Raw genomic sequence first — 23,208 nt, forward strand, 5'->3', positions numbered from 1 at the left:
AAACACTCAACGCATATTCCTAAAAAGATACGCCAAGCTACCTAGACCAGTCTCACCCAGTCCAGACCGCCAATCATTACCCCCTAAAGAGCAACAATCGCGCCGCCAGCATATCCCTTCCAGATACTCTCTCTATTCTCTTGTCAAAGAACCCTCAACCCATCAGGGCCGAGTAACCTAGCAAATCTACCGGAGAAGCTCAAGAAGTTTCCTCAGCGCCGCCGGTGATTGGGGATATAGGACCCACACCCCCCAGCGTCAATCAGAAAAATGCACCGAAGATGAAAAATATGCTCCGAGGCGCCTTCAAGCCCCCGGAAAACAGCCAGATAATAGAATCACTTACCGGCGGGTTTGCTCACAAGCACGTCAGAATCGACCTTGTCGCCCACCACGATTCCCAGTTTTTCGGTAATGCCGGCCTGCAGTTCCAGCGTTGCGCGCACGGGGCCATGGCTGCTGATGCGGGCCAGGCTAAGCGGCACGGCATTCTCGACAATGGAGGAGATGCGGTTATCCGCCCCGATAAAGACGATATCGAGCGGGGCTTTTGTGTTCTCCATCCACATGTCGCTCTGGCGCGGGTAGGACCATACGAAGATCATCCCCGCATCAGCGGGTACTGACGGGCGGAACATCTCGCCCACCTGCTGCTCGCGCGGGGTCATGGCTTTTTCCACCGTGAACACATGCTTTGCGCCATCGGCCGTGGTGATGGTGAGCGGCACGGTGGGCAGCGGGGCCTGCGCGTGGGTGGGTTCACCCGTTTCCTCCGCCGCCATGGCGGGAACGGACACTGCGGCCATGCATGCGGCCAGGGCCAGCCACCGGCCCGCCTTGAAGGACATCATAAGCAAATACTCTCCTGCACCCTTTGATCTGTCTGTCATGCCAGGAAGGGATTGCCCTTCCGCTCCGCGCCGATTGTCGTTGCGGGACCATGACCGGGCAGGATCGTGACATCATCACCCAATGTAAGCAATTCCCGCCCGATCGCGGCAATCAGCTGGTCGTGGTCGCCATAGGGAAAATCGGTGCGGCCCACACCGCCCTTGAACAGCGTATCGCCAACGAAGGCGAAGCGGGCATCCGGATCGTAAAATACGACATGGCCGGGCGTATGGCCGGGCACATGACGCACTTCAAAGCTGTGACCCAGCGCTTCGAGTGTTTCGCCATGCTTTACAAAACGGTCGGGCTTTACGTTCTCCAGGCCGCTCAGGCCAAACAGGGCGGCCTGCTGCGGGATGGTGTCAAGCAGGGGCGCATCCGCCTGCTCCGGCCCCAGCACCGGCACGGGGGCACCCTGCCGGGCCGAGAGCTCGCGCCGCAGGGCATCGGCCCCGCCCGCGTGGTCGAGATGGCCGTGGGTGAGCCAGATGGCATCCACTGCCAGGGCCTTGTCCGTCAGGGCGGCCATGATGCGCGGCGGGTCCCCGCCCGGATCGACCACGACCGCATGATGCGTCTCGGGGTTCCATAATATGGAGCAGTTCTGCCCGAATGCGGTCACGGGCACGACTTCAAGTGACAGGGGTGCTGGCATGATGGAAAAGCCCTACAAATAAAAAATGCGCCCCACGTTACCGCAGGGCGCATCGTTGCTGAACCACGGCTGCGGCTCAGCGCTCCTTGGCGAGCGGCCAGCCGGTAGCCGGAATATCGAAGTGCGGGGCCAGCATGTTGTCCGGCGTGTTGGTCAGGTCATGCTCGACCACCTTCACCACCAGCGGGCGGGCTTCAACGTCCAGATGTTCGCGGATCTGGTGCATCACCTCGCCAGGCGCCGCAAGGGCGATGCCCGGTGCTTCCTTCGCGCGGACGGCCTTGTTCAGGAATTCGGCAATCACCTTGCCATAGGCACCGTTGCGCGGGGCATCCATGCCCTTGGCGTCGTCGCTCTTGAGGTGGGTGATGGTGGCCAGACCATGTTCGCCATGCTTGAGAATGCGGGCGTGAATGCTATCGGCCACAACATACCAGACCGGATCGACATAGCTCATATAGTACTACTCCATTCATGCATCGGACCACCCTGTGGTGGCCTGCGTGTTGTTACATTACATGGGGTGTCCGGGCATGCATGTCCAGCGGGTGACAGGCGCGCATGCGTGCTGATAAAGTAAACCTGCCATGAAAAAGCTTTCCTCGACGCCCGATCCGCTGGATCTCCTGATCGAATGGGCCAAGGCCGGACTGCCCTGCGCCCTTGCCACCGTCACCTCGACATGGGGCAGTTCCCCCCGGCCTGCGGGCAGCATGATGGCCGTGTGCGAGAATGGCCGCATCGAAGGCTCGGTCAGCGGTGGCTGCGTGGAAGGCGCCGTCATAGAAGAAGCCACCACCGTCATGCACACCGGCAGACCGGTCGCCCTGTCCTATGGCGTATCGAGCGATGATGCCTGGGCGGTGGGGCTGGCCTGTGGCGGGCTGCTTGATGTTTTCGTGGCTGCCGTCAGCACGCCCACCCACCCACAGGGCACGCTGCCGCTGGCCATGCTGGAAGCCGTGGCCGAAAAGCGCCACGCCCGCGTGCCGGTGATCATCGCGACCGAACTTGCCACCGGCGCATGCCGCCTGCTGTATGATGATACCGCGCCTGCTACATCAACGGACCTTGACGCCCGCCTGGCCGCCCGCGCACATGATGTTTTTGAAACCGGGCGCAGCCTGCGGCTGGAAGATGCAGCCGGGCAGGCCACATGGTTCCTGCATCTCGTGCCCATGCCGCCGCGCCTGCTGGTGGTGGGGGCGGTCCATATCGCGCAGGTGCTGGCCCCCATGGCGCAGACCACCGGCTTCTCGGTCACGGTCATTGACCCCCGCACGCAACTGGCCACGCCCGAGCGCTTTCCCGGCATCACGCTGGATACCGACTGGCCGGATGAAGCGCTGGAACGATTGGGCATCGATAACCAGACCGCCATCGTCACCCTGACGCATGACGCCAAGCTCGATGACCCGACGCTGCAATTCGCCCTGGGCAGCGAGGCTTTTTATGTCGGCGCCCTAGGCTCGCGCAAGACGCAGGCTTCGCGCATAGCCCGGCTGCAGGAGGCCGGTTTTGACGCAGGCCAGATCGCGCGCATCCACGGCCCCGTGGGGCTGGCCATTGGCGCGGTCGGGGCAGCGGAAATCGCGCTCTCGATCCTGGCCGAGATCGTGGCCGTGCGGCACAACAAGCCACTGGGGCGGGTATCGGGCTGGGCGTGACAGCCGCACCGGGGCGCATCGCCGCCATCGTGCTGGCCGGCGGCGCCTCGAGCCGCACGGCGCCCGCGCACAAGCTGCTTGCCCCCGATGCCACCGGCCTGCCCATGATCGCCCGCACCCTGCGCGCGGTCACGGCCAGCCGGGCCGCCCCGGTCGTTGTCGTGCTGGGCCACCGGGCCGCCGAGATCCGTCAGGCGGCAAGGCTGGGGCTGCAACCCGGCTGCCTGCCCCATTTCATCATCGCGCCCGACCATGCCCATGGCCTGTCACGCACGCTGGCGGCAGGCATGCGGGCAGTCATGGATGACCCCACCATAACAGGTGCGCTGATCTGCCTGGGTGACATGCCGCTGGTCGGCACGGAACTGCTCGACCGCATGATGGCCACATTCCATGCCCATCCCGGCTGCCCCGGCGTGCTGGCCGTGCATGAGGGCAGGCGCGGCAACCCGGTGCTGTGGAGCCGCAGCCTCTTTGCCGCGCTGATGGCGGGCCATGGCGATAGCGGGGCCCGCCACCTGCTGGCACACCATGCCCCCGCCATGCCTCGCGTGGCGGCCGGCGCGGAAATCACGGCGGATTTTGATACCCCGGCGCGACTGGCGGAATTCAGCCGCCTTTTCCGCGGGGAGTTGACCTCAGCCCGGGCCAGCGCGAAGAGGGAAGGCAGCGCATGTGGCGCATCACATGCCAACCAACCAACCAGGACCCATAACATGAGCAAGATCATTCGCACCGAGCCCAACGCCATCCTGTCCAAGGTGGTGGAGTATCATGGCTTCCTGTTCACGCAGGGATTCGTGGCGCGCGACCTGACCGCCGACATCACGGCCCAGACCAAGGACGTGCTGGCCCAGATTGACGAGGCGCTGGAACTGCATGGCACCGACAACACCCGCCTGCTGCAGGCCCAGATCTGGCTGAAGGACATCAACGACCGTGACGCGCTGAATGCCGTGTGGGGCCCCTGGCTGCCCAAGGGTGGCGCACCGGCCCGCGCCTGCGTCGAGGCCAAGATGGCGCACCCGGACGTACTGGTCGAAATCATGATCATCGCAACCAAATAAGACTTCGGGGCAGCGGGAAGGGCGCTTGTGAAACATGTCACATTTTTGCAACTTTCCCGCTTTCCCAGAATCATTCCACTTCTGTTCTCCTCGCTGAAATCCTTGGGATAAGCGGCGGAAAATCAGGGCATAACTAGTCCAGATAAAGAATATATTCCTATTTTTTTAATTTGAGCACGTTTTTGGAGGAAATATGCAGTGTTGCTCTTCATCCTCCACAGCGCAGGCTTGTCAGACTTGCAATGGGCTTGCTACTCGATGAACGCGATGTGAGCGGATCATTTTGAGAATCACCCGGATGCGGTGGAGAGATTGCGAAAAATGCGGATCAGAAACATGAAGCGTGGCGTCTTGCTTTCCGTCCTTACGGCCACTTTCGGATTCATGTTTTCTGGGCAGGGTCAGGCCCATGCCACCCGGCATGTCAGCCACATACACCCGACCGCTGCGCATACGCATACCACTTCTTCCCACCACACCATGGTGCACCGCACGGCCTATCATGGCACCCATACCCATGAATCCGGGCATGTCATCCAGTGCGTGGCTTTTGCCAAGGCGGCATCCGATGTCGAGATTCGCGGCAACGCGGTAGACTGGTGGTATAACGCCGCAGGCCGTTACGCACGCGGCAGCGCACCGGAGGAGGGCAGCGTGCTCAACTTCCGTGGCACGCGCCGCATGCCGCTTGGCCATGTGGCCGTGGTGCGCCAGGTGGTCAATAACCGCACCATCGTCATTGACCAGTCGCACTGGGGCCAGCGCGGCATCAGCCGCGATGTGCAGGTTATCGATGTTTCCCCCAGCAATGACTGGTCCGCCGTGCGCGTGGCGCTTAACAACCGCAGCGGCGCCTTTGGCAGCATTTATCCCACCTACGGCTTCATCTACGCCCGGCCTGACACGACCTCGAACATGATGCTCAGCACCTACCAGAAGGCCATGCACAACCCTGCCGTCATGGCGCAGGCGCATAGCCCAGCGCACCGCTACGGCACGGAAGTGGCGGAAGCGCCCGAGGGTGTTGCAGGGCGGGCTTCCTCATCCCTCGCCTTTTCGGATGATGCGCCCAACCGTTCGCTGCGCTAATAACAGCACACACGGCAGCAGCCCTGTTGCCGGAAATTTTTGCTGAAGCTTTTTTTGTAAAAAGCAGTGCGTCGGATCACACACGCCATTTCCCCATGACAACCCTATAGGCGGCCTTCAGTCAGGGCGGCCTGCACGGTGATAGGGATGCCCGGCTGAAATGGCGCGGGCACGATAAAGCTGCTCGGCCAGCATGCCGCGCACGAGCATGTGCGGCCACGTCATCTTGCCAAGCGAGAGCGTATGGTCGGCACGCTGCACAACCGGGCCATCAAGCCCTTCCGCCCCGCCAATGACAAAACACAGCGGCCGTGGCGTCTCGATCCACTGTTCCACCGCACGCGAGAAGGTCACGCTGTCATAGGTGCAGCCGCCTTCATCCATGGCCACGACAATGGCGCGATCTGGCAGGGCTGCCAGAATCGCCTGCCCTTCCCTGCGCTTGATCTCGTTGGGCGCACCGCGCCCTTCAGGCAGTTCAACCAGCTTGATGCGGGGTGAAAGCCGGGTGGCATAACGCTCGAACAGGTCGCGCTCCACCCGGTCCTTCATGCGGCCCACGGCAATCAGGTGAAACAAGGCTTACGCCACCGGGCCTGCGGGCGCCTCCGGCGGCACGTCGAGGTCATCGCCCCACATGCGCTCCAGCCCATAAAGCGCGCGGGCCTCGGCCTTGAACAGATGCACCACGATATCGCCCGCATCCAGCAGCACCCAGTCGGAGCCGGTCGTCCCTTCCGTGCGCACGCGCTTGAGCCCGGCCTCGCCCAGCTTGCGCTCGATATGCGCGGCCATGGCAGCGATCTGCCGGTCGGCAAGGCCGGTGGCGATGACCATGCGGTCGGCAAAGGAGGCGCGGCCCGTCAGGTCGATCACCACGATATCCTCAGCCTTGTCATCTTCCAGGCTGCTGGTGATGATCTCCAGAAACTGCTCCACGCGCGGGTCAGGCTCGCGCGCTTCGGCACGGGCAGGGCCTGCCACGGCAGCCTTCTTGCGCGGCGTGCCCGGCACCTGCACGGCACTGCCCAGTGAACCCGTGACGGCACGCGGCGCGACATGGGGGCTGCCGGTACGGCGCTTGGCGCCACTCTCGGCTATAGGCTTTCTGGTTATGGCTGTTACTCCCGTCGGCGGCCATGCGCGGCCTGCGATGCACGTATTTCTGTAGCTGATATAGCGTTCTGCGGCGCGGGAAGAAAGACCCATGCGGGCGGCATGCATGTTGCCAGCGTTCCTGCCCTGCGCGCGGGCAGCCGCCAGCGCGCAAGCCTGCGGGCAATCTGGCCGTGCAATGCGGCAGGATTATAGCCAGGGCGCGGCAATACGGCGAAGGGAACCATTTGCACGATATCGCGCCACCGCCGCCAACGGCCCATCTGCGCCAGCCCATCCGCCCCCATCAGCCAGACAAAACGCACATGCGGGAAGAGCCGCTTCAGCCGCGCCAGCGTATCGACCGTGTAGCGGGTGCCGATGCGGCTTTCGATATCGGTCGCCACCAGCCGCCTGCCCGCAACCCCATCAATGCGCGCCCGCACCCCCGCCAGGCGCTGCGCCAGCGGGGCCATGCCTGCCACCGGCTTGAGCGGATTGCCCGGCGAGACAAGGAACCACACCTGATCCAGCCCCAGTTGCCGCAGCGCCCGGCAGGCAAGCTGCACATGGCCCTCATGCACCGGGTTGAACGAACCACCGAGCAGGCCCACGCGCATGTGCCGCCCATCCCCATGGGTCGGGATTACAGGCGCCATGCCACCGCGCACAGCCTCATCAGGGCCGGACCTGCCCCGTGCCGATCACCTCGTAACGGAAGGTGGTGAGCTGCTCGAGCCCGACCGGCCCGCGGGCATGGAACCGCCCGGTGGCAATGCCGATCTCGGCACCAAAGCCGAACTCGCCGCCATCACAGAACTGGGTGGAGGCATTCCACATCACCACCGCGCTATCCGTGCCGTTGAGGAAGGTGGTGGCCGCCTGGGCATCTTCCGTCACGATGGCTTCGGTATGGGCGCTGCCATAGCGGGCGATATGGGCCAGCGCGTCTTCCACACCATCGACTACGGCAACCGAGAGCACGGCATCGAGCCATTCGGTGGCGAAATCCGCATCGGTGGCGGCGGGCAGGTCGGGGATGATTTCACGTGCGCGCTCATCGGCGCGGAAGGTGCAGCCGCGCGTGGCCAGATCCTCGATCAGGCCGGGCAGGATTTTCGGCGCAATGGCCTGGTCCACCAGCAGCGTCTCGGTCGCCCCACAGATGCCGGGGCGGCGCAGCTTGGCGTTGAGCACGATGCGCCGCGCCATTTCCAGATCAGCCGCCGCATGCACGTAGGTGTGGCAAAGCCCTTCTGCATGGGCCAGCACCGGCACGCGGGCCTCGGCGCACACGCGCTCGACAAGCGACTTGCCGCCACGCGGAATGATGAGGTCGATCAGCCCGGCCGCACCGAGCATGGCGGCCACATGGGCCCGGTCGGCATCAGGCGGGATCTGCACGCATTCAACCGGCAGGCCAGCCGCTGCAAGCCCCGCCTGCATGGCTGCATGGATCACGCGCGCGCTGTTCAGGCTGTCCGACCCGCCGCGCAGGATCACGGCATTGCCGGACTTGATGCAAAGCCCCGCCGCATCCGCGCCCACATTGGGGCGGCTTTCATAAATCATGCCGATCACGCCCACGGGTGTTGCCACCCGGCGGATGCGCAGGCCATTGGGCCGGTCCCATTCCGCCATGACATGACCCACGGGGTCCGGCAAGGCGGCAATCTGTTCAAGCCCCTGCGCCATGGCCTCCACCCGCTCGGGGTTGAGCGTCAGCCGGTCGCGGAAGGAAGCGGCCCCGGCAAAGGCTGCGACATCGCGCGCATTGGCCGCAAGCAGTTCCGGCTGTGCGGCGCGCAGGGCAGCGGCCGCGGCACTGAGGGCCCTGTTGCGGGTTTCGGTCGTGCTGCGGGCCAGCACGCGGGCCGCCGTGCGGGCGGCGAGCGCCATGGTGCGGATCACGCCCGGCTGCGGTGCGTCGGCCCGCGCGGGGGTTGCAACAGCCTGGTCCATGATCCGTAACTCCCTGATCTATTCCTGAACGGGCACCGTGCCCGTATCAGACGTTGAAGCGGAACAGCAGGACATCACCATCCTGCACCACATAGTCCCGCCCTTCGATGCGCAGCTTGCCCGCCTCACGGGCACCCGCCTCGCCATTGCAGGCGATGTAATCATCATATGCAATGGTCTCGCACGCAATGAAGCCCCGCTCGAAATCGTTATGAATGACGGCGGCGGCCTGCGGGGCCTTCGTGCCTTCGGTAATGGTCCAGGCGCGTGTCTCCTTGGGGCCTACGGTAAAGTAGGTGCTCAGGCCCAGCAGGCGGTAGCCCGCGGCAATCACGCGGTCGAGGCCGCTATCCTTCAGGCCAAGACCTTCGAGGAACTCGACCCGGTCTTCCGCACCCAACTGGCTCACCTCGGCCTCGATCGCAGCCGAGACGACAACCATCGCCGCCCCCTCTTCTTCCGCCCGCTTGCGCACGCGCTCGGAAAATTCATTGCCGGTGGCCGCCGAGGCTTCATCCACGTTGCATACATACAGCACGGGCTTGGAGGTCATGAGCTGCAGGCGGCGCACGGCCTCCTCCTGCCCTGCCGGAATGGCCTTGCGCGCGGGCAGCCCCTCGCGCAGGGCAGCAATCAGCGGCTCCATCAGCTCAACCTGGGCTGCTGCCTCGCGGTCATTGCCGCGCGCCTTCTTCTGCAGCGCCACGATCCGCTTCTCCAGCGATTCGAGGTCGGCCAGCATCAGTTCGGTCTCGATGATCTCGGCATCGCGGATGGGGTCCACGCCGCCTTCCACATGGGTGATGTCGTCATCCTCAAAGCAGCGCAGCACGTGGATGATGGCATCCACCTCGCGGATATTGGCCAGGAACTGGTTGCCCAGCCCCTCCCCGCGCGAGGCGCCGCGCACGAGGCCCGCGATATCGACGAATTCAAGGCTGGTGGGCAGGATCTTCTGGGATTTGCCAATCCGCGCCAGTTCCGCCAGCCGCGCATCCGGCACGGCCACGCGCCCGACATTGGGTTCGATGGTGCAGAACGGATAGTTCGCGGCCTGCGCCGACGCGGTCTCGGTCAGGGCGTTGAACAGGGTCGATTTGCCCACGTTGGGCAGGCCCACGATGCCACAGTTAAAGCCCATACGCCCTTACTCCCCGGCCTGCGCGGCCATTCTTGTCATGAACAGTTCCGGCCTGCCATCCGCCAGCAGCGTGGCTTCATCAGCCAGCGTATCAAGCATCGGGTCCAGCCACTCGCGGTCCGTGCGGGAAAAATCGCCCAGCACATGGCCCGTCACACGCTCGCGGCTGCCGGGATGCCCGATGCCAAGCCGCACGCGCCAGTATTCTTTCGTGCCCAGCATGCGGTCCATCGACCGCAGGCCGTTATGCCCCGCCGCCCCGCCGCCACGCTTGACGCGGATGCGGCCCGGCTCGAGGTCAAGTTCGTCATGGAAGGCCGTAATGGCCTCGGGCGGCAGCTTGTAGAAGGCTGCCGCCTGCTGAACGCTCTCGCCAGAGAGGTTCATGTAGGTCATGGGCTTGAGCAGCAGCACCTTGTGCCGCCCTACCATGCCTTCGGCAATCTCGCCACGGAAGCGCTTGCGCCACGGGCCGAACCCGTGGCGCTGCGCAATCCGGTCCACCGCCATAAAGCCGACATTGTGACGATTCCGGCTCATCCCCGTCTCGGGATTACCAAGACCGGTCCAGAGCAGCATCGTTCAGTCTCCTGTCAGGGTTCGTGGCGGTGGGTAAGCAATCAGCCCTCGGCTGCGGCTTCGGCGCCTTCGGCGGCCTCAGGCTCTTCATCAACACTCGGCGGCGCCACGTTGGCGATGACGAAGTTGTTGTCATGCAGCACGGGGGTCACTTTTTCGGTGCCCTTGAGGTCTTCCCAGCGCACGTTGTCGTGGAAGTCGAGCTTGGACAGGTCGGCGGTGAAGAATTCCGGAATATCAGCCGGATCAACCACGACATCGACCGTGTGGCGGACGATGTTCATCACGCCACCGCGCTTGACACCCGGGGAAACCTCTTCACCCGTGAAGCGGATTTCCACTTCCACGTGCACCTTGTGGCCAGCGGCGAGGCGCTGATAATCCACATGGATCGGGGCATCGGTTACGGGGTGCAGCTGGATCTCGCGCAGCAGGGCGTGCACGGACGCGCCACCTTCAACGGAGATATCATAGATGCGCGAACGCCAGCCGGCCTTGTGCAGCTCACGGTTCACGATGCGGGGGTCGAGCGCGATCAGGGTGGGTTCCTGGCCGCCGCCATAGATCACGCCGGGCACGTGGCCGGCACGCCTCGTTGCACGCGCTGCCCCCTTACCAGCCTTCGCGCGCGAAGAGACTTCGATTTTGGTGAATTTGGTCACTTGTCTGCTCCTGAAACACAAGCGCGCGGGCCTCCAGGGGTGCCAGCGCGTGCGCGGCGTTTAACGGAAAACCGCGCCTTATGCAATCACCAAGCCCGGACAGGCCCGGTTTTTCAGGAAAGCGCGGTGAGACTCCACACTGCCGCCGCCCCCGGCTCGGCCCACATGGGGGTGGCGTTGGGCAGGCGCACATTGGGCTTGAGGTGCATGGCCGCGCGCAGGGCGCGGAACATCGCGCCATGGCACACGATCAGCGGCACGCCATCAAGCTCCAGCGCGCGATTGACCGCCGAGACCGCGCGCTCGCGCAGGGCGGCAAAGCTTTCGCCATCAGGGGGGGTGTACTCGCCTGCAATCCAGCTATCGTACCACGAGCCCATCGGCTTGCCTTCTTCCGCGCCGAAGCAGACTTCCTTCAGCCCGTCATCAAGGGCGACCTCAAGGCGGGGGGCGCCGTTGGCGGCAAGCTGGTCGGCCACGATCTCGGCCGTGCGCCGCGCGCGCGAGAGCGGCGAGGCCACAATACGCACGATGGGCGCATGATCACGCCAGTGCCGCGCCAGTAGCAGGCCAGCGGCCTCGGCCTGGGCAATGCCCGTGGCGTTGAGCGGAATATCGGTGCGCCCCTGCGAGCGCCCCTGCGCATTCCAGTCCGTTTCCCCATGGCGCAGGTACCAGTATGGCCGGGTCATCAGATCAGTCATGCGTCGTTCCTTCACTCTGCTACACCCTTGGGGGTAGCGCCGCGCGGGCGGGGCGGTCAATCCCGCGCCCGGCTTCAGGGCGTTCAGTCGAACAGCGAGGAGACGGAGCTTTCATCCGAGATGGCCTGCATGGCGCGTGAAATCAGGGCCGCCGTGCTGATCTGACGGATATTGGCCGCGTCCTTCACAGCCTCGGTGGCCTTGATGCTGTCGGTCAGGGTCAGCATGCCCAGCGGCGACTGGCCCACGCGGCTGACCGCGCTGCCGGTCAGCACGCCGTGGGTCACATAAGCCTCGACCGCTGCCGCACCATGCTTCATCAGCGCTTCGGCCGCATTGCACAGCGAACCGCCGCTATCGACGATATCATCGACAAGGATGCAGTACCGGCCCCGTACGTCGCCAATCACGTTCATCACCTCAGACACGCCCGCGCGTTCGCGGCGTTTGTCGATGATGGCAAGGTCCACGTTCAGCCGCTGCGCAAGCTGGCGGGCGCGCACCACGCCACCTACATCAGGCGAGACGATCATGAGGTTGTGCGGGCCACCGGGAATGTCCATCGGCGGCGCGTCATAGGGCAGCGGCGGCTCGCCCTCGAGCTTCATGCGGCCGCGGATGTCGCGCGTGAACAAGGGGGCGGCGTAGAGGTTATCGACGGGGATGTCGAAGAAGCCCTGGATCTGCATGGCGTGCAGGTCCATGGTCAGCACGCGGTTGGCCCCGGCCTCGACCAGGATATTGGCCACGAGCTTGGCGCTGATGGGCGTGCGCGGGCCGGATTTGCGGTCCTGGCGGGCATAGCCGAAATACGGCATGACCGCCGTGATGCGCCGTGCCGAGCCCCGGCGCAGGGCATCGAGCATGATCAGCAGTTCCATGAGGTTGTCATTGGTGGGCGAACAGGTGCTCTGAATGACGAACACATCCTCGCCACGCACGTTCTCATGAATCTCGACAAAAATTTCCATGTCGGCAAAACGCCGCACGGTCGCGTTGCAGAGCGGTAGCCCCAGCTCCGCCGCGACTTTCTCGGCAAGAGGCAGGTTGCTGTTACAGGCGACAATTTTCATCGTGTGACGCTCCCGGGCGGCGGTAGAGGCGCTGGAGGGCGGTTTTTCCGCCCCCGTCGTGTATGTGCGGCGTTCTATCAACCGGCACATGGCCTGTCACCTGCCTAAGGGTCTGCAAACCTGCACGTCTGCCCCCCGTTGCCGATCCGTCACACCCTTTGGCCTGCCCGATGGGAAGGCGGGTCTGGATGCAGCTTTTTTATAACTGCCGCGCAAGAATGCCGCCTTTTTTGAAAAAAGGCGGCGCCCAAAAACTTTTATTCTTTTTTATCAATGTTTTGTTTGTAAGAATTCATTCAAATTCAGGGCTGCGCAGGCGCTGCGGGAGACGGGCTGGCCGCCGGGGCTGGAGCCGGTGCACTTCCCGGCGCGGGCAGGGTCCCATCGGCGGCAAGTGGTGCATTTTCGCGACCGGAATAGCGGGTGATGATCTGCCGCACGGCCCCTGCCGCCTCATCAGCGGCGGCCACGGCCACATCGCCCCAGCGGGAATCCAGAGAATGGGCGGCGATGTCATGAATCTGGGTGGCGGCACCGGCTTCGGTGCCCTGCGCGTCGAGCACTTTCCATGTCAGCACAATATGCTGCTGGGGCGTGGTGGAGGTGGTGGTCACCGCATCATTGAGCACCACGGTGCAGCGCACGGTGTAATCCGCGCCCGTGGCCGCATGCCGCAGGTCTTCATGCGCATCGGGGAAGGCAGCGGTAAAGGCACGGGCCAGCGCGTGGTCGCCATCGCCCGGCGCGCCCTGCACGCCCGCAAAATAGACATGGGCGGGGCGATTCTTGAGGCTGTTGGGATCTTTTTGCATCTGGGCGGCCTGGATGCCGGTCAGCAGTTCGGCAACTCCCGGCGCCACTTCCTGCGCCGAACGGGTCTCGGCCTGCCCGTCCGCCGCCTGCCACTGCGCCGCAGGCACCGCGGCACCGCTCATATGCCCGCGTTCCTCGCCCTTGGGGGTCATGACGGCATAGGTGGGAATGACCGTGTCACCCTGCGCCGTGGTGGTCATTTTCAGCCACCAGTCACCCGGCTTGGCGGGCTGGCCCAAAGCGGGCACCGACTGCGCGAGCATGGCCTCGACCATGGCATGCTGCCAGGCCTGCGCGCCCGCCTCATCCGTGCCCGATGCGGTGGAAACCGGCACGGCCAGCCGCGCGGTGGGGGGCTGCGCGCCGGAGCCATCATGGCGGAAGGGGTGCGGTACATCCACGCAGCCACCCAGCAGGGAAAGCCCCACAAGGGCCGCGAGCGCGCCCGACCGGCGGGCAGAAACGTCTGACATCATGGCCCCCCTTATACCGCCCGGCAGGCGATAACGGAAATCTGGTGCCCGATCGGCCCGCCACCTGCCAGCGTGCGGCGGCGATGGCTGAAGAACCGTGCTTCATCACGCAGGGTATCGAGGCCGAGCGCCATGGCGGCCCCCACCCCGCATTGCCCAAGGCGCATGACGCAGTAGCCCGGCAGGTCGAACATGAAATGCCCCGCCCGCGCCGCCGGGCTGAAAAACGCGGCCCCCGCCGCATCACGCGCCAGCACGTCGGCCCGCATGTCCGGCCCGACTTCGTAGCTTGCAGGCGCGATACAGGGACCGACGACAGCAGTGATTTCACCTGCCGCGCAGCCCAGCACACCCATGGCCGCCACCGTGGCCTCGATAATGCCGCCACACGCGCCCCGCCAGCCCGCATGGGCCGCGCCCACCACCGTACCCTGCGCGTTGCTGAACAGAATCGGCGCGCAATCCGCCGTAATCACGCCCAGCGCCAGCCCCGGCGTGGCCGTGACCAGCGCATCGCCCTCCGGCCCGGCCCCTGCGGGCCACGGGGATGTTGCCGTGAGCACCCGGTCGCCATGCACCTGGGTCAGGCCCAGCAGGCAGTCGGGTGCGACACCGACAGACTGCGCCACGCGGCGGCGGTTCTCGCGCAAGGCACGCGGGTCATCACCCGAGCGGGTCGAGCAGTTGAGCGCGGCATATGGCCCGGTGGATACGCCGCCAAGGCGGGTGAAGAATCCATGCCGCACGCCTGCAAGGGCGGGGGCCCGCACCACCTGCGCATCCGTGATCGCGCTATCTGTCATCCGTGTTTTCCCCTCATCCCGTAACAGGAAAATTCTAAAAGTTTTTGGGTGCCACCTTATTTTTTAAAAGCTTCACCAAAAACTTCTTTATGTCGCACGCAACTGCGCAAAACCCGGCAACTGGCCCGCAACACCCACCGACAGCCCCAGCACGCGAAACAGCCGCCCCATCTGCTCAGGGGCTGCCAGCCGCCTTGCTGCCGCCCTTATATCGTCCGCCTGATTGGGCGCAGCACGCGCAAGCTGCTCGGCCCGCGCGCCCAGCCCGAGGGCTGCAAGAAAATCGCCTTGCTTCACGCTGCCCCATACATCAACAGTGGCTGCCGCCTGCGCCATGCTGGCAAAATCGACATGGGCGGTCAGGTCGGCCGTGCCGGGGTCACAAAGCGGGTCAACGGGTCGGCCCGCCCGCAGCGCCTGCAGGCTATCGCCCCATGCGGGCGCATCATAACCGTAATCAATCAGCAACGCCGCCCCGCGCCCGTGTTGCAGGCGGGCGGCAAGGGCGTGGACAAAATCCAGCGCGGGCTGGCAGGTTTCCAGCACGCTGCCATCAGGCACGGGCCGCGCCAGAGCCGGGTGGGTGGGCGGCAAAACAGCCGCCTGCTCCACAAAGCGCCCCGCCTGCACAAAGCGCTCCGCCCAGCCCTGACCATGGCGGACAAACTGACGGATGGGCAGCGCATCGACAAACTCGTTGGCCAGCAGGACCAGAGGCGCTTGGGGCAGGCTGGACAGACCATCATGCCAGTTGACCGGGTTGGGCGTCGCTGCCTGCAAGGCCGCCTTCTGGCAGGCGCGCAGCCGGGGCGAGGTCTCGATCAGGTGCACCTGTGCGGCTGCGTGGCAGGCGGGGGCCACGTGGCGCAGTAGACGCAGGGCGTCGGCCATGAGCGTACCCCGCCCCGGCCCCGCCTCGGCCAGCACGAAGGGGGCCGGGCGACCAAGCTGGCCCCACACCACGGCCACCCACGCGCCCAGCAATTCACCAAACATCTGCGAGATTTCGGGCGATGTAATGAAATCGGCAAACGGGTCGCGCCCTGCATAATAGGCCGCGTTGGCCCGCGCCATGAAGTGGTCCAGCCTTTCGGGCTGGCTGGTCATCCCTCCGCCCCGGCAGTCTCTTCCGCCGGTTCCGCCATCACCACGGTGCGGGCGGGGCGCATATACGCATTGAGCATCAGCCCCAGCCCGCCAATGGCCATGGGCACGCACAGCACCTGCCCCATGGTCACGCCAAAGGGCAGGAAGCCGATGAACGCATCGGGCTCGCGGAAGCATTCGCACACCGTGCGCGCCACTGCGTAGCCAAACAGGAACAGCCCGGCAATGAAGCCGGGATGCTGGCGCACCTTCAGGCTGCGCGAGACGCACCACAGCAGGGTGAACAGCAAGAGCCCCTCGGCAAAGGCTTCGTAAAGCTCGGATGGATGGCGCGGCTCCGGCCCGGCATCGGGGAAGATCATGGCCCAGGGCAGCGAGGGGGAAGCGGGCCTGCCCCACAGTTCGCCATTGATGAAGTTGGCGATGCGCCCCAGCCCCAGCCCGATGGGCACCACCGTGGTGATCCGGTCGGAAAAGGCAAGGAAGCTCAGGCCGTTGAGCCGCGTGAACACGATCAGCGCAATGATCACGCCCGCAGCACCGCCATGAAACGACATGCCCCCATGCCACACCTGCAATATGGCCAGCGGATGCGTGAGGTAATAGCCGGGCTGGTAGAACAGGATATAGCCAAGCCGCCCACCCAGCACCACACCCAGCGTGGCCCATGTCAGGAAGTCATCGACCTGCAGCGCCGTGGCTGCCCGGGGTGCGAGTGCCGCAAGGCGGCGGGCAATGCGCCACCCCGCCACCAGCGCCACGATATAGGCCATGGCATACCAGCGTATGGCGAACGGCCCGAAATGGACCATTACCGGATCAAACTGCGGAAAGACCAGAACAGGCAGCATGGGCCGACTTTCAGTAATCAGGGAAGAAGCAGGGGCAGCACCCGATGCCTAGAGATAGGGATCGGGGGTGGCAAGATAGTCATGCACGTAACGCCGCACGCCATCCTCCAGCGTGGTGAAGGGATGGCTGTAGCCCGCCGCCCGCAGCCTGCGCATGTCGGCACACGTAAAGGACTGGTACTGCCCGCGCAGGGATTGCGGCATGTCGATGAACTCGATTTTGGGCGCAACCCCCGCCGCATCGCACACCGCATGCGCAAGGTCAGAATAGGTGCGCGCAATGCCGGTGCCGCAGTTGAACAGCCCGCTCACATTCGTATGGTCGAGCAGCCACAGCATGACATTGACCACATCCCCCACCCAGATGAAGTCACGCGCCTGCGCGCCATCGGCCAGGCCCGGCACGTCGGAGCGGAACAGCGTGAGCGGCCCGCCTGCCCGCGCCTCGTCATACTTGACCTTCACCACCGAGATCATGCGCCCCTTGTGGTACTCGTTGGGGCCATAGACATTGAAGAATTTCAGCCCCGCCCATGACAGGCCCGACAGTTCGCCCCGCGCCAGCCGGCGCTGCAAGATCTGGTCAAACGCCTGCTTGGACCACCCATACAGGTTGAGCGGGCTGAGCCGGTCCAGCCCCGCCGGGTCATCACTGAACTGCTCGACCTTGTCCGCCGCGCCATAGGTCGCGGCGGATGACGCATAGATAAAGCGCACGCCCTCATGCGCGCACCACTGCGCCAGCCGGCATGACAGATCGACATTGGTGCACCACACAAGGTCGCCATCGGTTGCCGTCGTCTCGCTGATCGCGCCGAGATGCACAACCGCCGAGATATCGGGCCGGGTGGCCAGCCATGCATCGAGCGCCTCCGGTGCCACGACCTGCACGGGGGCATGGTGGCGCAGGTTGCGCCATTTGCCAGCACTGCCCAGCCAGTCCACCACTACCGTATCGACCCCGCGCGCGTGCAGGGCCTGCTGCATGCACGAGCCGATAAAGCCCGCGCCCCCGGTAATCACGATCACTGCTCCGCACCCCGCTCCTGCCTGCACATTGATGGCCGCACCCGCAGGCCGCCACAATCGTGCGGATAGCCCTGAGGCGGCAATGTGTCTATAGTAGCGCCTTTCCCCTTCGCGCGGCAGCCGGGTCACGGTGGCGGCGCGGAACGTCATGGAGTATCCACTATGTCCGACAGGCCCCGCATTTTTGATGACATTGCCGGTGTGGCCGGCGGCGCGTTCTCCGCTCTTGCTGGCGTGCGCGAGGAAATCGGCGCCATGGTCCGTGCCCGCGTGGATGAAACACTCGGTAGCCTGAACCTCGTGCGACGCGATGAATTTGAAGTGGTGCGCGAGGTCGCAACCCGCGCGCGCCTCGCGCAGGGCGAGATGGAAAACCGCATCGCACGCCTTGAAGAGCGCGTATCCGACCTTGAAGCCAGCCTGACCGCCCCCGCCCCCCATCACGGCGGCTGAACGAGGCTTGCAGCCAGTGCCTGCGCGCCATAGTGTAACAGGACGGTCCGCGCCCTGATTCCCCGCAACAGGACACGGACCAGCTTGCAGAGACACGGAATCCGGCGTCATGGCCGGATCTCCTCCACGACGGCTTCGGGGAGTGCCACATGCCTGCTCTGACTCAGATCACGACCTCTCGTAATACAAACCCGCTCGACCAGATGGAACAGATCGTGGGCGGGTACGACTGGAATTTCGAGCGCCGCAGCGATTCGGAAATGGCAGCCGAGGCACCGGGCAAATGGTGCGATTACGGCCTGTTCTTCTGCTGGTCGGAAGAGGTGAACGCCATGCACTTCACCTGCACGTTCGACCTCAAGGTGCCGCCCGAGCAGCGCCGCAACCTGTTTGAACTCGTGGCGCTGGCCAATGAGCGGCTGTGGATCGGCCATTTCGGCATGGATCTTGACCACGGCACGCCCGTGTTCCGCCATGCGGTGCTGCTGCGCGGCTCGCGCGGGGCCTCGATGGAAAGCCTTGAGGACATGATCGACATCGCGCTGACAGAATGCGAGCGGTTCTATCCCGCCTTCCAGTTCGTGCTGTGGGGCGGCAAGAAACCGGCCGAAGCCCTTGAGGCCGCCATGCTCGACTGTGCGGGGATGGCGTAATGGGCGAACTCCTTCCGCCCCTGCTCCTCATTGGCTGCGGCAAGATGGGGGGGGCCATGCTCGATGGCTGGCTGAAGGAGGGGCTCGCCCCTTCCTTCATCGTCGATCGCCATCGCGACTCGGTGCCACCGCCGCATCAGCTCGTGCGCAGCCTTGATGCGGTGCCTGCGAGCTTCCGCCCCGGCATGATCGTGCTGGCCACCAAGCCCCAGAAGGTGGACGCGGTGCTGCCCGCCCTCGCCCCTTTTGCCGCCCACGCCCCCGTGCTGTCCGTGCTCGCGGGCCGCACGGTGGAAAGCCTGAGCACGGCACTGGACGCCTGCCTGCCTGCGGGCAGCGACGCGCCTGCCGTAATCCGCGCCATGCCCAACACGCCCAGCGCCATCGGGCAGGGCATGACGGTGTGTTACGCCCCGCCACCCGCCACATCAGCCGATCGCAGGCTGTGCGCACGCCTGTTAAGTGCCGTGGGTGAAGTGGCGTGGATCGACCATGAAGACCAGATGGACATGGTCACCGCCATTTCAGGCAGCGGGCCTGCCTATGTGTTCCTGCTTGCCGAACTGCTCGAGCAGGTGGGCATCGACCACGGCCTGCCCGCCCCCCTTGCCCGCCAGATCGCGCGCCAGACGGTGGCAGGCTCCGGCGCGCTCATGCAGGCCAGCGGGCTTGATGCCGCCACCCTGCGCCAGAACGTGACCAGCCCCGGCGGCACGACACAGCAGGCCCTTGCGGTGCTGATGGCGCCCGATGCCTGGCCCGCCACGCTCGATAAAGCCCTTGCCGCCGCTGCCCGGCGTGCGCGCGAACTGTCAGGCCCTCAGCCCGTTTCATGATATAGCGGCAGCGTGCCGCCCCATTTCAATCCCCAACCCGGAAGATCAGACCCTCCATGGATAACGACCTGTTTGACGCCACCCTTCTCCGCTCCGCGCTGGAGCGTGCCGGTTCGCACGGATGGCGGCGCACCACGGTCGTTGATGCCGCGCGTGATGCCGGGCTGAGCCTCGAGACCGCGCGCAAGCGTTTTGCGTGCAAGACCAAGCTGCTGTTCACGCTCGGGCGCTTGGCTGATGAATCCGCGCTGGTGGAAGACGAGACGGAAGGCAGCGTGCGCGACAGGCTGTTCGACATGCTCATGCGCAGGCTTGATGTGTTCCAGCAATACCGCGAGGGCGTGCGCAGCGTGCTGCGCGCCCTGCCCACCGACCCCGTTCTGGCCGTGCTGCTTGGCGGGGCGACGCTGGAGAGCATGAAGTGGATCGCCACCGCGGCAGGGGTGGACACCACTGGCCTGGCCGGTGCGCTGCGCCTGCAGGCGCTGGTGGGCGCATGGACCCTGACCCTGCGCACATGGGACCGTGATGACAGCCCCGACATGGGCCTGACCATGGCGGCACTGGAGGAGGCGCTCAAACGCGCGGGCCGCTTCGTCTCCTTCGGGCCTGAGGCCGCCGAACCCACGGCACCCGCAGGCCACGGCCATGACACCGACCCGCTGGTGGACCTGCCGCTTGAGCCTTCAGCCTGACGTTTCACGACGCTGTCAAAACGGAATAAAAGTTTTTGGGTGCCGCCTTTTTTTCAAAAAAGGCGGTAATCTTTTGAAGCTTTTTGAAAAAAGCTTCACCAAAAACTTCTTTCTGATGGCCCTGATGTTCTGGGGGCAGACTTTTCAAACCGCGGCTGAGATATTAGAACAGCATCACGCCACGCGAATCGTGTAGCGTATGGCCTGTTGGGGCGTAGCCAAGTGGTAAGGCAGCGGATTTTGATTCCGCCATGCGGAGGTTCGAACCCTCCCGCCCCAGCCAGTTTCCTTTCCTGCAAAAACGGCATGTGACAATCCGGCCTGCACAAGTGCCGGAACCGGCGTCATGCGCCAATCTCAAGAATGCAGGTTTTGGGGTGCCGCCTTTTTTCCCAAAAGGCGGCGGTGTTCAACCTGCCACCTGCAACGCCACAGGAGGCCAGAAGGCACCGGCAATCTCGTTCTGGATCAGCCGCAATTCGCGCTGGATCCAGTCCATGTATTCATGCAGGCCGCGCAGGATGATGTCCTCCACCGTCTGTTCGGCCAGTGTCACGCGCAGTTCCTCCACCCGCTCCAGAATCGGCCCGCAATGGCGCAGCCGGTATTCTCCCGCCAGTGAACCAAGCACGCTGTAAACACAGCGCAGGCTGGTGGAGAGCGAACGGGGGAACCCGTCATTCTTGAGCAGGAAGCCCACGATATTGGCAGGCGTCATGCCCTCGGGCAGCACGCGGCGAAAGGCGTGATAGGCCGCTGCCGAGCGCAGCACGGATGTCCACTGGCTCAGGTCGATGTCCGACCCCACCCCTTCCCCACTGGGCAGCAGGGTGTGGTACTTGATGTCGATCAGCCGCGTGATCTGGTCTGCGCGCTCAAGGTTCTTGCCCAGCAGGTAGAACAGCCAGGCCTGATCGCGGTACAGCGTGCCCTCGGTTATGCCAAAATGGGTCTGGCATTCCTGCTTGAGCCGCGTGCACAGCGTGGACAGATAGCCTGCCCCCACATCATCCGGCCCGAGATCCATGGCCCAGCGGGTAAAGACATTGAGGTGCATCCACATCTCGGTCGAGATCAGCGGGCGCAGCACGCGGGCGTTCTCGCGCACGCACCGCGCCATGGACACGATCGAATCCGGGTTGTCGGGGTCAATGATATAGAATTCGACCACGCTGCGCTCGGTCGCCACCTTGTGGCGCAGGAAGAACGTATCTTCATCGGCATTGATGCGGATGACGCTGTCCCACCCCGCATCCATGTTGCTGGCATGCACCGACGTGCCCGTGACCTCGATCAGCCGGGCCATGTTCTCGATGCGCTCCATGTAGCGTGCCAGCCACATCGTGCTTTCCGCGTAGCGCGAGAGCAGGTTGCGCAGGCCCGGCAGCACCGGGGTGGGAAAAACCGAAACCTGTGTCATGACGCCAGCACCCATGTATCCTTGGCCCCGCCACCCTGCGAGGAATTGACCACGAGCGACCCCTTGCGCAGCGCCACCCGCGACAGGCCGCCGGGCAGTACCCATGTATCGCGCCCCGTCACGGCGAAGGGCCGCAGGTCCACATGCCGCGCCTCGACCCCTGCGGGGCACAGCGTGGGCGAGACCGACAGGCTGATGACGGGCTGGCTGATGTAATTGGCCGGGTCCGCGCGCAGCCTGCCGCGAAAATCCTCCAGTTCGGCCTGGGTTGCGTGCGGGCCGATCAGCAGGCCGTAGCCGCCGGATTCGCCCACCGGCTTGACCACAAGGTGCTCAAGGTTGGCCAGCGTGTAGGCCAGCCCCTCGGGCTCGGCGCAGATATGCGTCTCCACATTGGTCAGGATCGGCTCTTCATCAAGGTAGTAGCGGATGATGCGCGGCATGTAGGCATAGACCGCCTTGTCATCGGCCACCCCGGTGCCGATGGCATTGGCCAGCGTGACATTGCCACGCCGGTAGGCATCGACCAGCCCCGGCACGCCAAGCAGGCTGTCGGGGTTGAACACCTGCGGGTCCAGAAAGTCGTCATTGAGCCTGCGGTAGATGGAATGCACCGGCTGCAGCCCGGCCACGGTGCACATGTAAACGCGGCCATCCTCCACGACCAGGTCGCGCCCTTCCACCAGTGGTATGCCCATCTCGCGTGCAAGGAACACATGCTCGAAATAGGCGGCGTTGTAGATGCCCGGCGAGAGCAGGACCACCTGCGGGTCATCCACGCCGGCAGGCGCCACCTCGGCCAGTGCGCGGTGCAGGCGGGGGCCGTATTCATCGACCGGGCGCAGGTCCAGCCCCGAGGCGAGGTCGGGCATGAGGCGCAGCATCATCTGCCGGTCCTCGAGCACATAGGACACGCCTGAGGGCGTGCGCGCGTTGTCCTCGAGCACCAGAAAGCGGCCATCGCGGTCGCGCACGAGGTCGGTGCCATTGATGTGCACGTACACCCCGCCGGGCACGTCGATCCCCACCATGGCCTGGCAGTAATTGGCGTTGCCCAGCACCAGTGACGCGGGGATGACGCCATCACGCAATATGCGCCGCTCGTGATAGATGTCGTGCAGAAACAGGTTGATGGCCCTGACGCGCTGCTGCACGCCACGCTCGACATGATCCCATTCTGGCGCTGTCAAGACGCGGGGAATGACATCGAACGGCAGCACGCGGTCGATCGCCTCGCGATCGGAATAGACGGTAAACGTGATGCCGAGGCGGTAGAACTGGGCCTCGACGGCTGCGGCACGCCGGCGCAGTTCGGCAAGGTCAAAGCGGGCCAGCCGGTCACGCACCTGTTGCAGCCCGGCGGGCGGGATGTCCTTGCGATTGAGCAGTTCACAGAAAAAATCCGGGACATCATACGTCGCGAACAGCCCGGCGGCCTGTGCCGCCATCTTCATGTCACTCATGCCCTGCCTCCGCTTGCGGGGAGGAGG

The 23,208-nt window shown here is 64.8% G+C and carries 26 protein-coding genes, 1 tRNA gene and 1 pseudogene; 9 read left to right on the top strand and 19 right to left on the bottom strand.

Annotation, left to right across the window (positions count from 1 at the left end; all coding sequences use genetic code 11):
- Positions 1–338: 338 nt before the first annotated feature.
- The 3 genes from QEG70_RS03730 to QEG70_RS03740 all read right to left on the bottom strand — a co-directional run bounded on the left by QEG70_RS03730 (position 339) and on the right by QEG70_RS03740 (position 2,003).
- Positions 339–851, bottom strand: a complete 513-nt coding sequence (locus QEG70_RS03730) for a DUF192 domain-containing protein (protein WP_308719455.1) — start codon at positions 849–851, stop codon at positions 339–341.
- 35 nt (positions 852–886) lie between these two features.
- Positions 887–1,546: an MBL fold metallo-hydrolase gene (locus QEG70_RS03735; RefSeq protein WP_308719456.1), complete on the bottom strand. Its 660-nt coding sequence runs from the start codon at positions 1,544–1,546 to the stop codon at positions 887–889.
- A gap of 76 nt (positions 1,547–1,622) precedes the next feature.
- Positions 1,623–2,003, bottom strand: coding sequence for a host attachment protein (locus QEG70_RS03740; protein ID WP_308719457.1), 381 nt, complete (start codon positions 2,001–2,003; stop codon positions 1,623–1,625).
- Between the two features lie 130 nt (positions 2,004–2,133).
- Here QEG70_RS03740 and QEG70_RS03745 point away from each other — a divergent pair, with 130 nt between their 5' ends.
- From QEG70_RS03745 to QEG70_RS03760, 4 genes and pseudogenes are all read left to right on the top strand, one after another.
- Entirely contained in the window at positions 2,134–3,213 is a 1,080-nt protein-coding gene (locus tag QEG70_RS03745) for an XdhC family protein (RefSeq protein ID WP_308719458.1), read from the top strand.
- Positions 3,214–3,242: 29 nt separating this feature from the next.
- Positions 3,243–3,737: pseudogene (locus tag QEG70_RS03750) on the top strand (nucleotidyltransferase family protein); the annotation flags it as partial.
- 192 nt (positions 3,738–3,929) lie between these two features.
- Positions 3,930–4,280, top strand: coding sequence for a RidA family protein (locus tag QEG70_RS03755; protein ID WP_308719848.1), 351 nt, complete (start codon positions 3,930–3,932; stop codon positions 4,278–4,280).
- A 321-nt stretch (positions 4,281–4,601) separates the two neighbouring features.
- Complete coding sequence (locus tag QEG70_RS03760) at positions 4,602–5,369, top strand: CHAP domain-containing protein (RefSeq protein WP_308719459.1); 768 nt, start codon at positions 4,602–4,604, stop codon at positions 5,367–5,369.
- A gap of 117 nt (positions 5,370–5,486) precedes the next feature.
- On the opposite strand, the gene QEG70_RS03765 is transcribed toward QEG70_RS03760, so the two are convergent.
- The 14 genes from QEG70_RS03765 to rfaD all read right to left on the bottom strand — a co-directional run bounded on the left by QEG70_RS03765 (position 5,487) and on the right by rfaD (position 17,661).
- Positions 5,487–5,948, bottom strand: coding sequence for a 23S rRNA (pseudouridine(1915)-N(3))-methyltransferase RlmH (locus QEG70_RS03765; RefSeq protein WP_308719460.1), 462 nt, complete (start codon positions 5,946–5,948; stop codon positions 5,487–5,489).
- Positions 5,949–5,951: 3 nt separating this feature from the next.
- Entirely contained in the window at positions 5,952–6,401 is a 450-nt protein-coding gene (gene rsfS / locus QEG70_RS03770; protein WP_308719849.1) for a ribosome silencing factor, read from the bottom strand.
- Positions 6,402–6,490: 89 nt separating this feature from the next.
- Positions 6,491–7,123, bottom strand: coding sequence for a nicotinate-nucleotide adenylyltransferase (locus QEG70_RS03775; RefSeq protein ID WP_308719461.1), 633 nt, complete (start codon positions 7,121–7,123; stop codon positions 6,491–6,493).
- A gap of 19 nt (positions 7,124–7,142) precedes the next feature.
- Positions 7,143–8,426, bottom strand: coding sequence for a glutamate-5-semialdehyde dehydrogenase (locus QEG70_RS03780; protein WP_308719462.1), 1,284 nt, complete (start codon positions 8,424–8,426; stop codon positions 7,143–7,145).
- A gap of 46 nt (positions 8,427–8,472) precedes the next feature.
- Entirely contained in the window at positions 8,473–9,567 is a 1,095-nt protein-coding gene (gene ychF / locus QEG70_RS03785; RefSeq protein WP_308719463.1) for a redox-regulated ATPase YchF, read from the bottom strand.
- A 6-nt stretch (positions 9,568–9,573) separates the two neighbouring features.
- Positions 9,574–10,146, bottom strand: a complete 573-nt coding sequence (gene pth / locus QEG70_RS03790) for an aminoacyl-tRNA hydrolase (RefSeq protein ID WP_061275493.1) — start codon at positions 10,144–10,146, stop codon at positions 9,574–9,576.
- A 41-nt stretch (positions 10,147–10,187) separates the two neighbouring features.
- A complete protein-coding gene (locus QEG70_RS03795) occupies positions 10,188–10,808 on the bottom strand; it encodes a 50S ribosomal protein L25/general stress protein Ctc (RefSeq protein WP_308719464.1) in 621 nt (206 codons plus the stop codon).
- Between the two features lie 113 nt (positions 10,809–10,921).
- A complete protein-coding gene (locus QEG70_RS03800; RefSeq protein ID WP_308719465.1) occupies positions 10,922–11,512 on the bottom strand; it encodes a histidine phosphatase family protein in 591 nt (196 codons plus the stop codon).
- 83 nt (positions 11,513–11,595) lie between these two features.
- Positions 11,596–12,585 (bottom strand): ribose-phosphate pyrophosphokinase, encoded by a 990-nt coding sequence (locus QEG70_RS03805; RefSeq protein WP_159260964.1) that lies wholly within the window; start codon positions 12,583–12,585, stop codon positions 11,596–11,598.
- Between the two features lie 302 nt (positions 12,586–12,887).
- Positions 12,888–13,874: a hypothetical protein gene (locus QEG70_RS03810; RefSeq protein WP_308719466.1), complete on the bottom strand. Its 987-nt coding sequence runs from the start codon at positions 13,872–13,874 to the stop codon at positions 12,888–12,890.
- Positions 13,875–13,882: 8 nt separating this feature from the next.
- A complete protein-coding gene (gene pgeF, locus QEG70_RS03815) occupies positions 13,883–14,674 on the bottom strand; it encodes a peptidoglycan editing factor PgeF (RefSeq protein ID WP_308719467.1) in 792 nt (263 codons plus the stop codon).
- An 87-nt stretch (positions 14,675–14,761) separates the two neighbouring features.
- On the bottom strand, positions 14,762–15,781 hold the full coding sequence (locus tag QEG70_RS03820; protein ID WP_308719468.1) for a class I SAM-dependent methyltransferase: 1,020 nt from the start codon (positions 15,779–15,781) through the stop codon (positions 14,762–14,764).
- Positions 15,778–16,632, bottom strand: coding sequence for a prolipoprotein diacylglyceryl transferase (gene lgt / locus QEG70_RS03825; protein WP_308719469.1), 855 nt, complete (start codon positions 16,630–16,632; stop codon positions 15,778–15,780). Before lgt ends, QEG70_RS03820 begins: the two co-directional genes overlap by 4 nt.
- Before the next feature lie 48 nt (positions 16,633–16,680).
- On the bottom strand, positions 16,681–17,661 hold the full coding sequence (gene rfaD / locus QEG70_RS03830) for an ADP-glyceromanno-heptose 6-epimerase (RefSeq protein WP_308719850.1): 981 nt from the start codon (positions 17,659–17,661) through the stop codon (positions 16,681–16,683).
- A gap of 162 nt (positions 17,662–17,823) precedes the next feature.
- Here rfaD and QEG70_RS03835 point away from each other — a divergent pair, with 162 nt between their 5' ends.
- From QEG70_RS03835 to QEG70_RS03855, 5 genes are all read left to right on the top strand, one after another.
- Entirely contained in the window at positions 17,824–18,114 is a 291-nt protein-coding gene (locus tag QEG70_RS03835) for an accessory factor UbiK family protein (protein WP_308719470.1), read from the top strand.
- Positions 18,115–18,263: 149 nt separating this feature from the next.
- Positions 18,264–18,767 (top strand): type III secretion system chaperone family protein, encoded by a 504-nt coding sequence (locus QEG70_RS03840; RefSeq protein WP_061275471.1) that lies wholly within the window; start codon positions 18,264–18,266, stop codon positions 18,765–18,767.
- Complete coding sequence (gene proC / locus QEG70_RS03845) at positions 18,767–19,603, top strand: pyrroline-5-carboxylate reductase (protein ID WP_308719471.1); 837 nt, start codon at positions 18,767–18,769, stop codon at positions 19,601–19,603. The genes QEG70_RS03840 and proC overlap by 1 nt, the downstream gene beginning before the upstream one ends.
- Before the next feature lie 56 nt (positions 19,604–19,659).
- On the top strand, positions 19,660–20,298 hold the full coding sequence (locus QEG70_RS03850; RefSeq protein ID WP_308719472.1) for a TetR family transcriptional regulator: 639 nt from the start codon (positions 19,660–19,662) through the stop codon (positions 20,296–20,298).
- Positions 20,299–20,506: 208 nt separating this feature from the next.
- A tRNA-Gln gene (locus QEG70_RS03855) sits at positions 20,507–20,581 on the top strand.
- A gap of 126 nt (positions 20,582–20,707) precedes the next feature.
- Here the strand turns inward: QEG70_RS03855 and QEG70_RS03860 are convergent.
- Positions 20,708–21,733, bottom strand: coding sequence for an alpha-E domain-containing protein (locus QEG70_RS03860; RefSeq protein ID WP_308719473.1), 1,026 nt, complete (start codon positions 21,731–21,733; stop codon positions 20,708–20,710).
- On the bottom strand, positions 21,715–23,181 hold the full coding sequence (locus QEG70_RS03865) for a circularly permuted type 2 ATP-grasp protein (protein WP_308719474.1): 1,467 nt from the start codon (positions 23,179–23,181) through the stop codon (positions 21,715–21,717). Before QEG70_RS03865 ends, QEG70_RS03860 begins: the two co-directional genes overlap by 19 nt.
- Between the last annotated feature and the right edge of the window lie 27 nt (positions 23,182–23,208).

Source organism: Komagataeibacter xylinus, from assembly GCF_031081985.1.
GTDB lineage: Bacteria > Pseudomonadota > Alphaproteobacteria > Acetobacterales > Acetobacteraceae > Komagataeibacter > Komagataeibacter xylinus_E.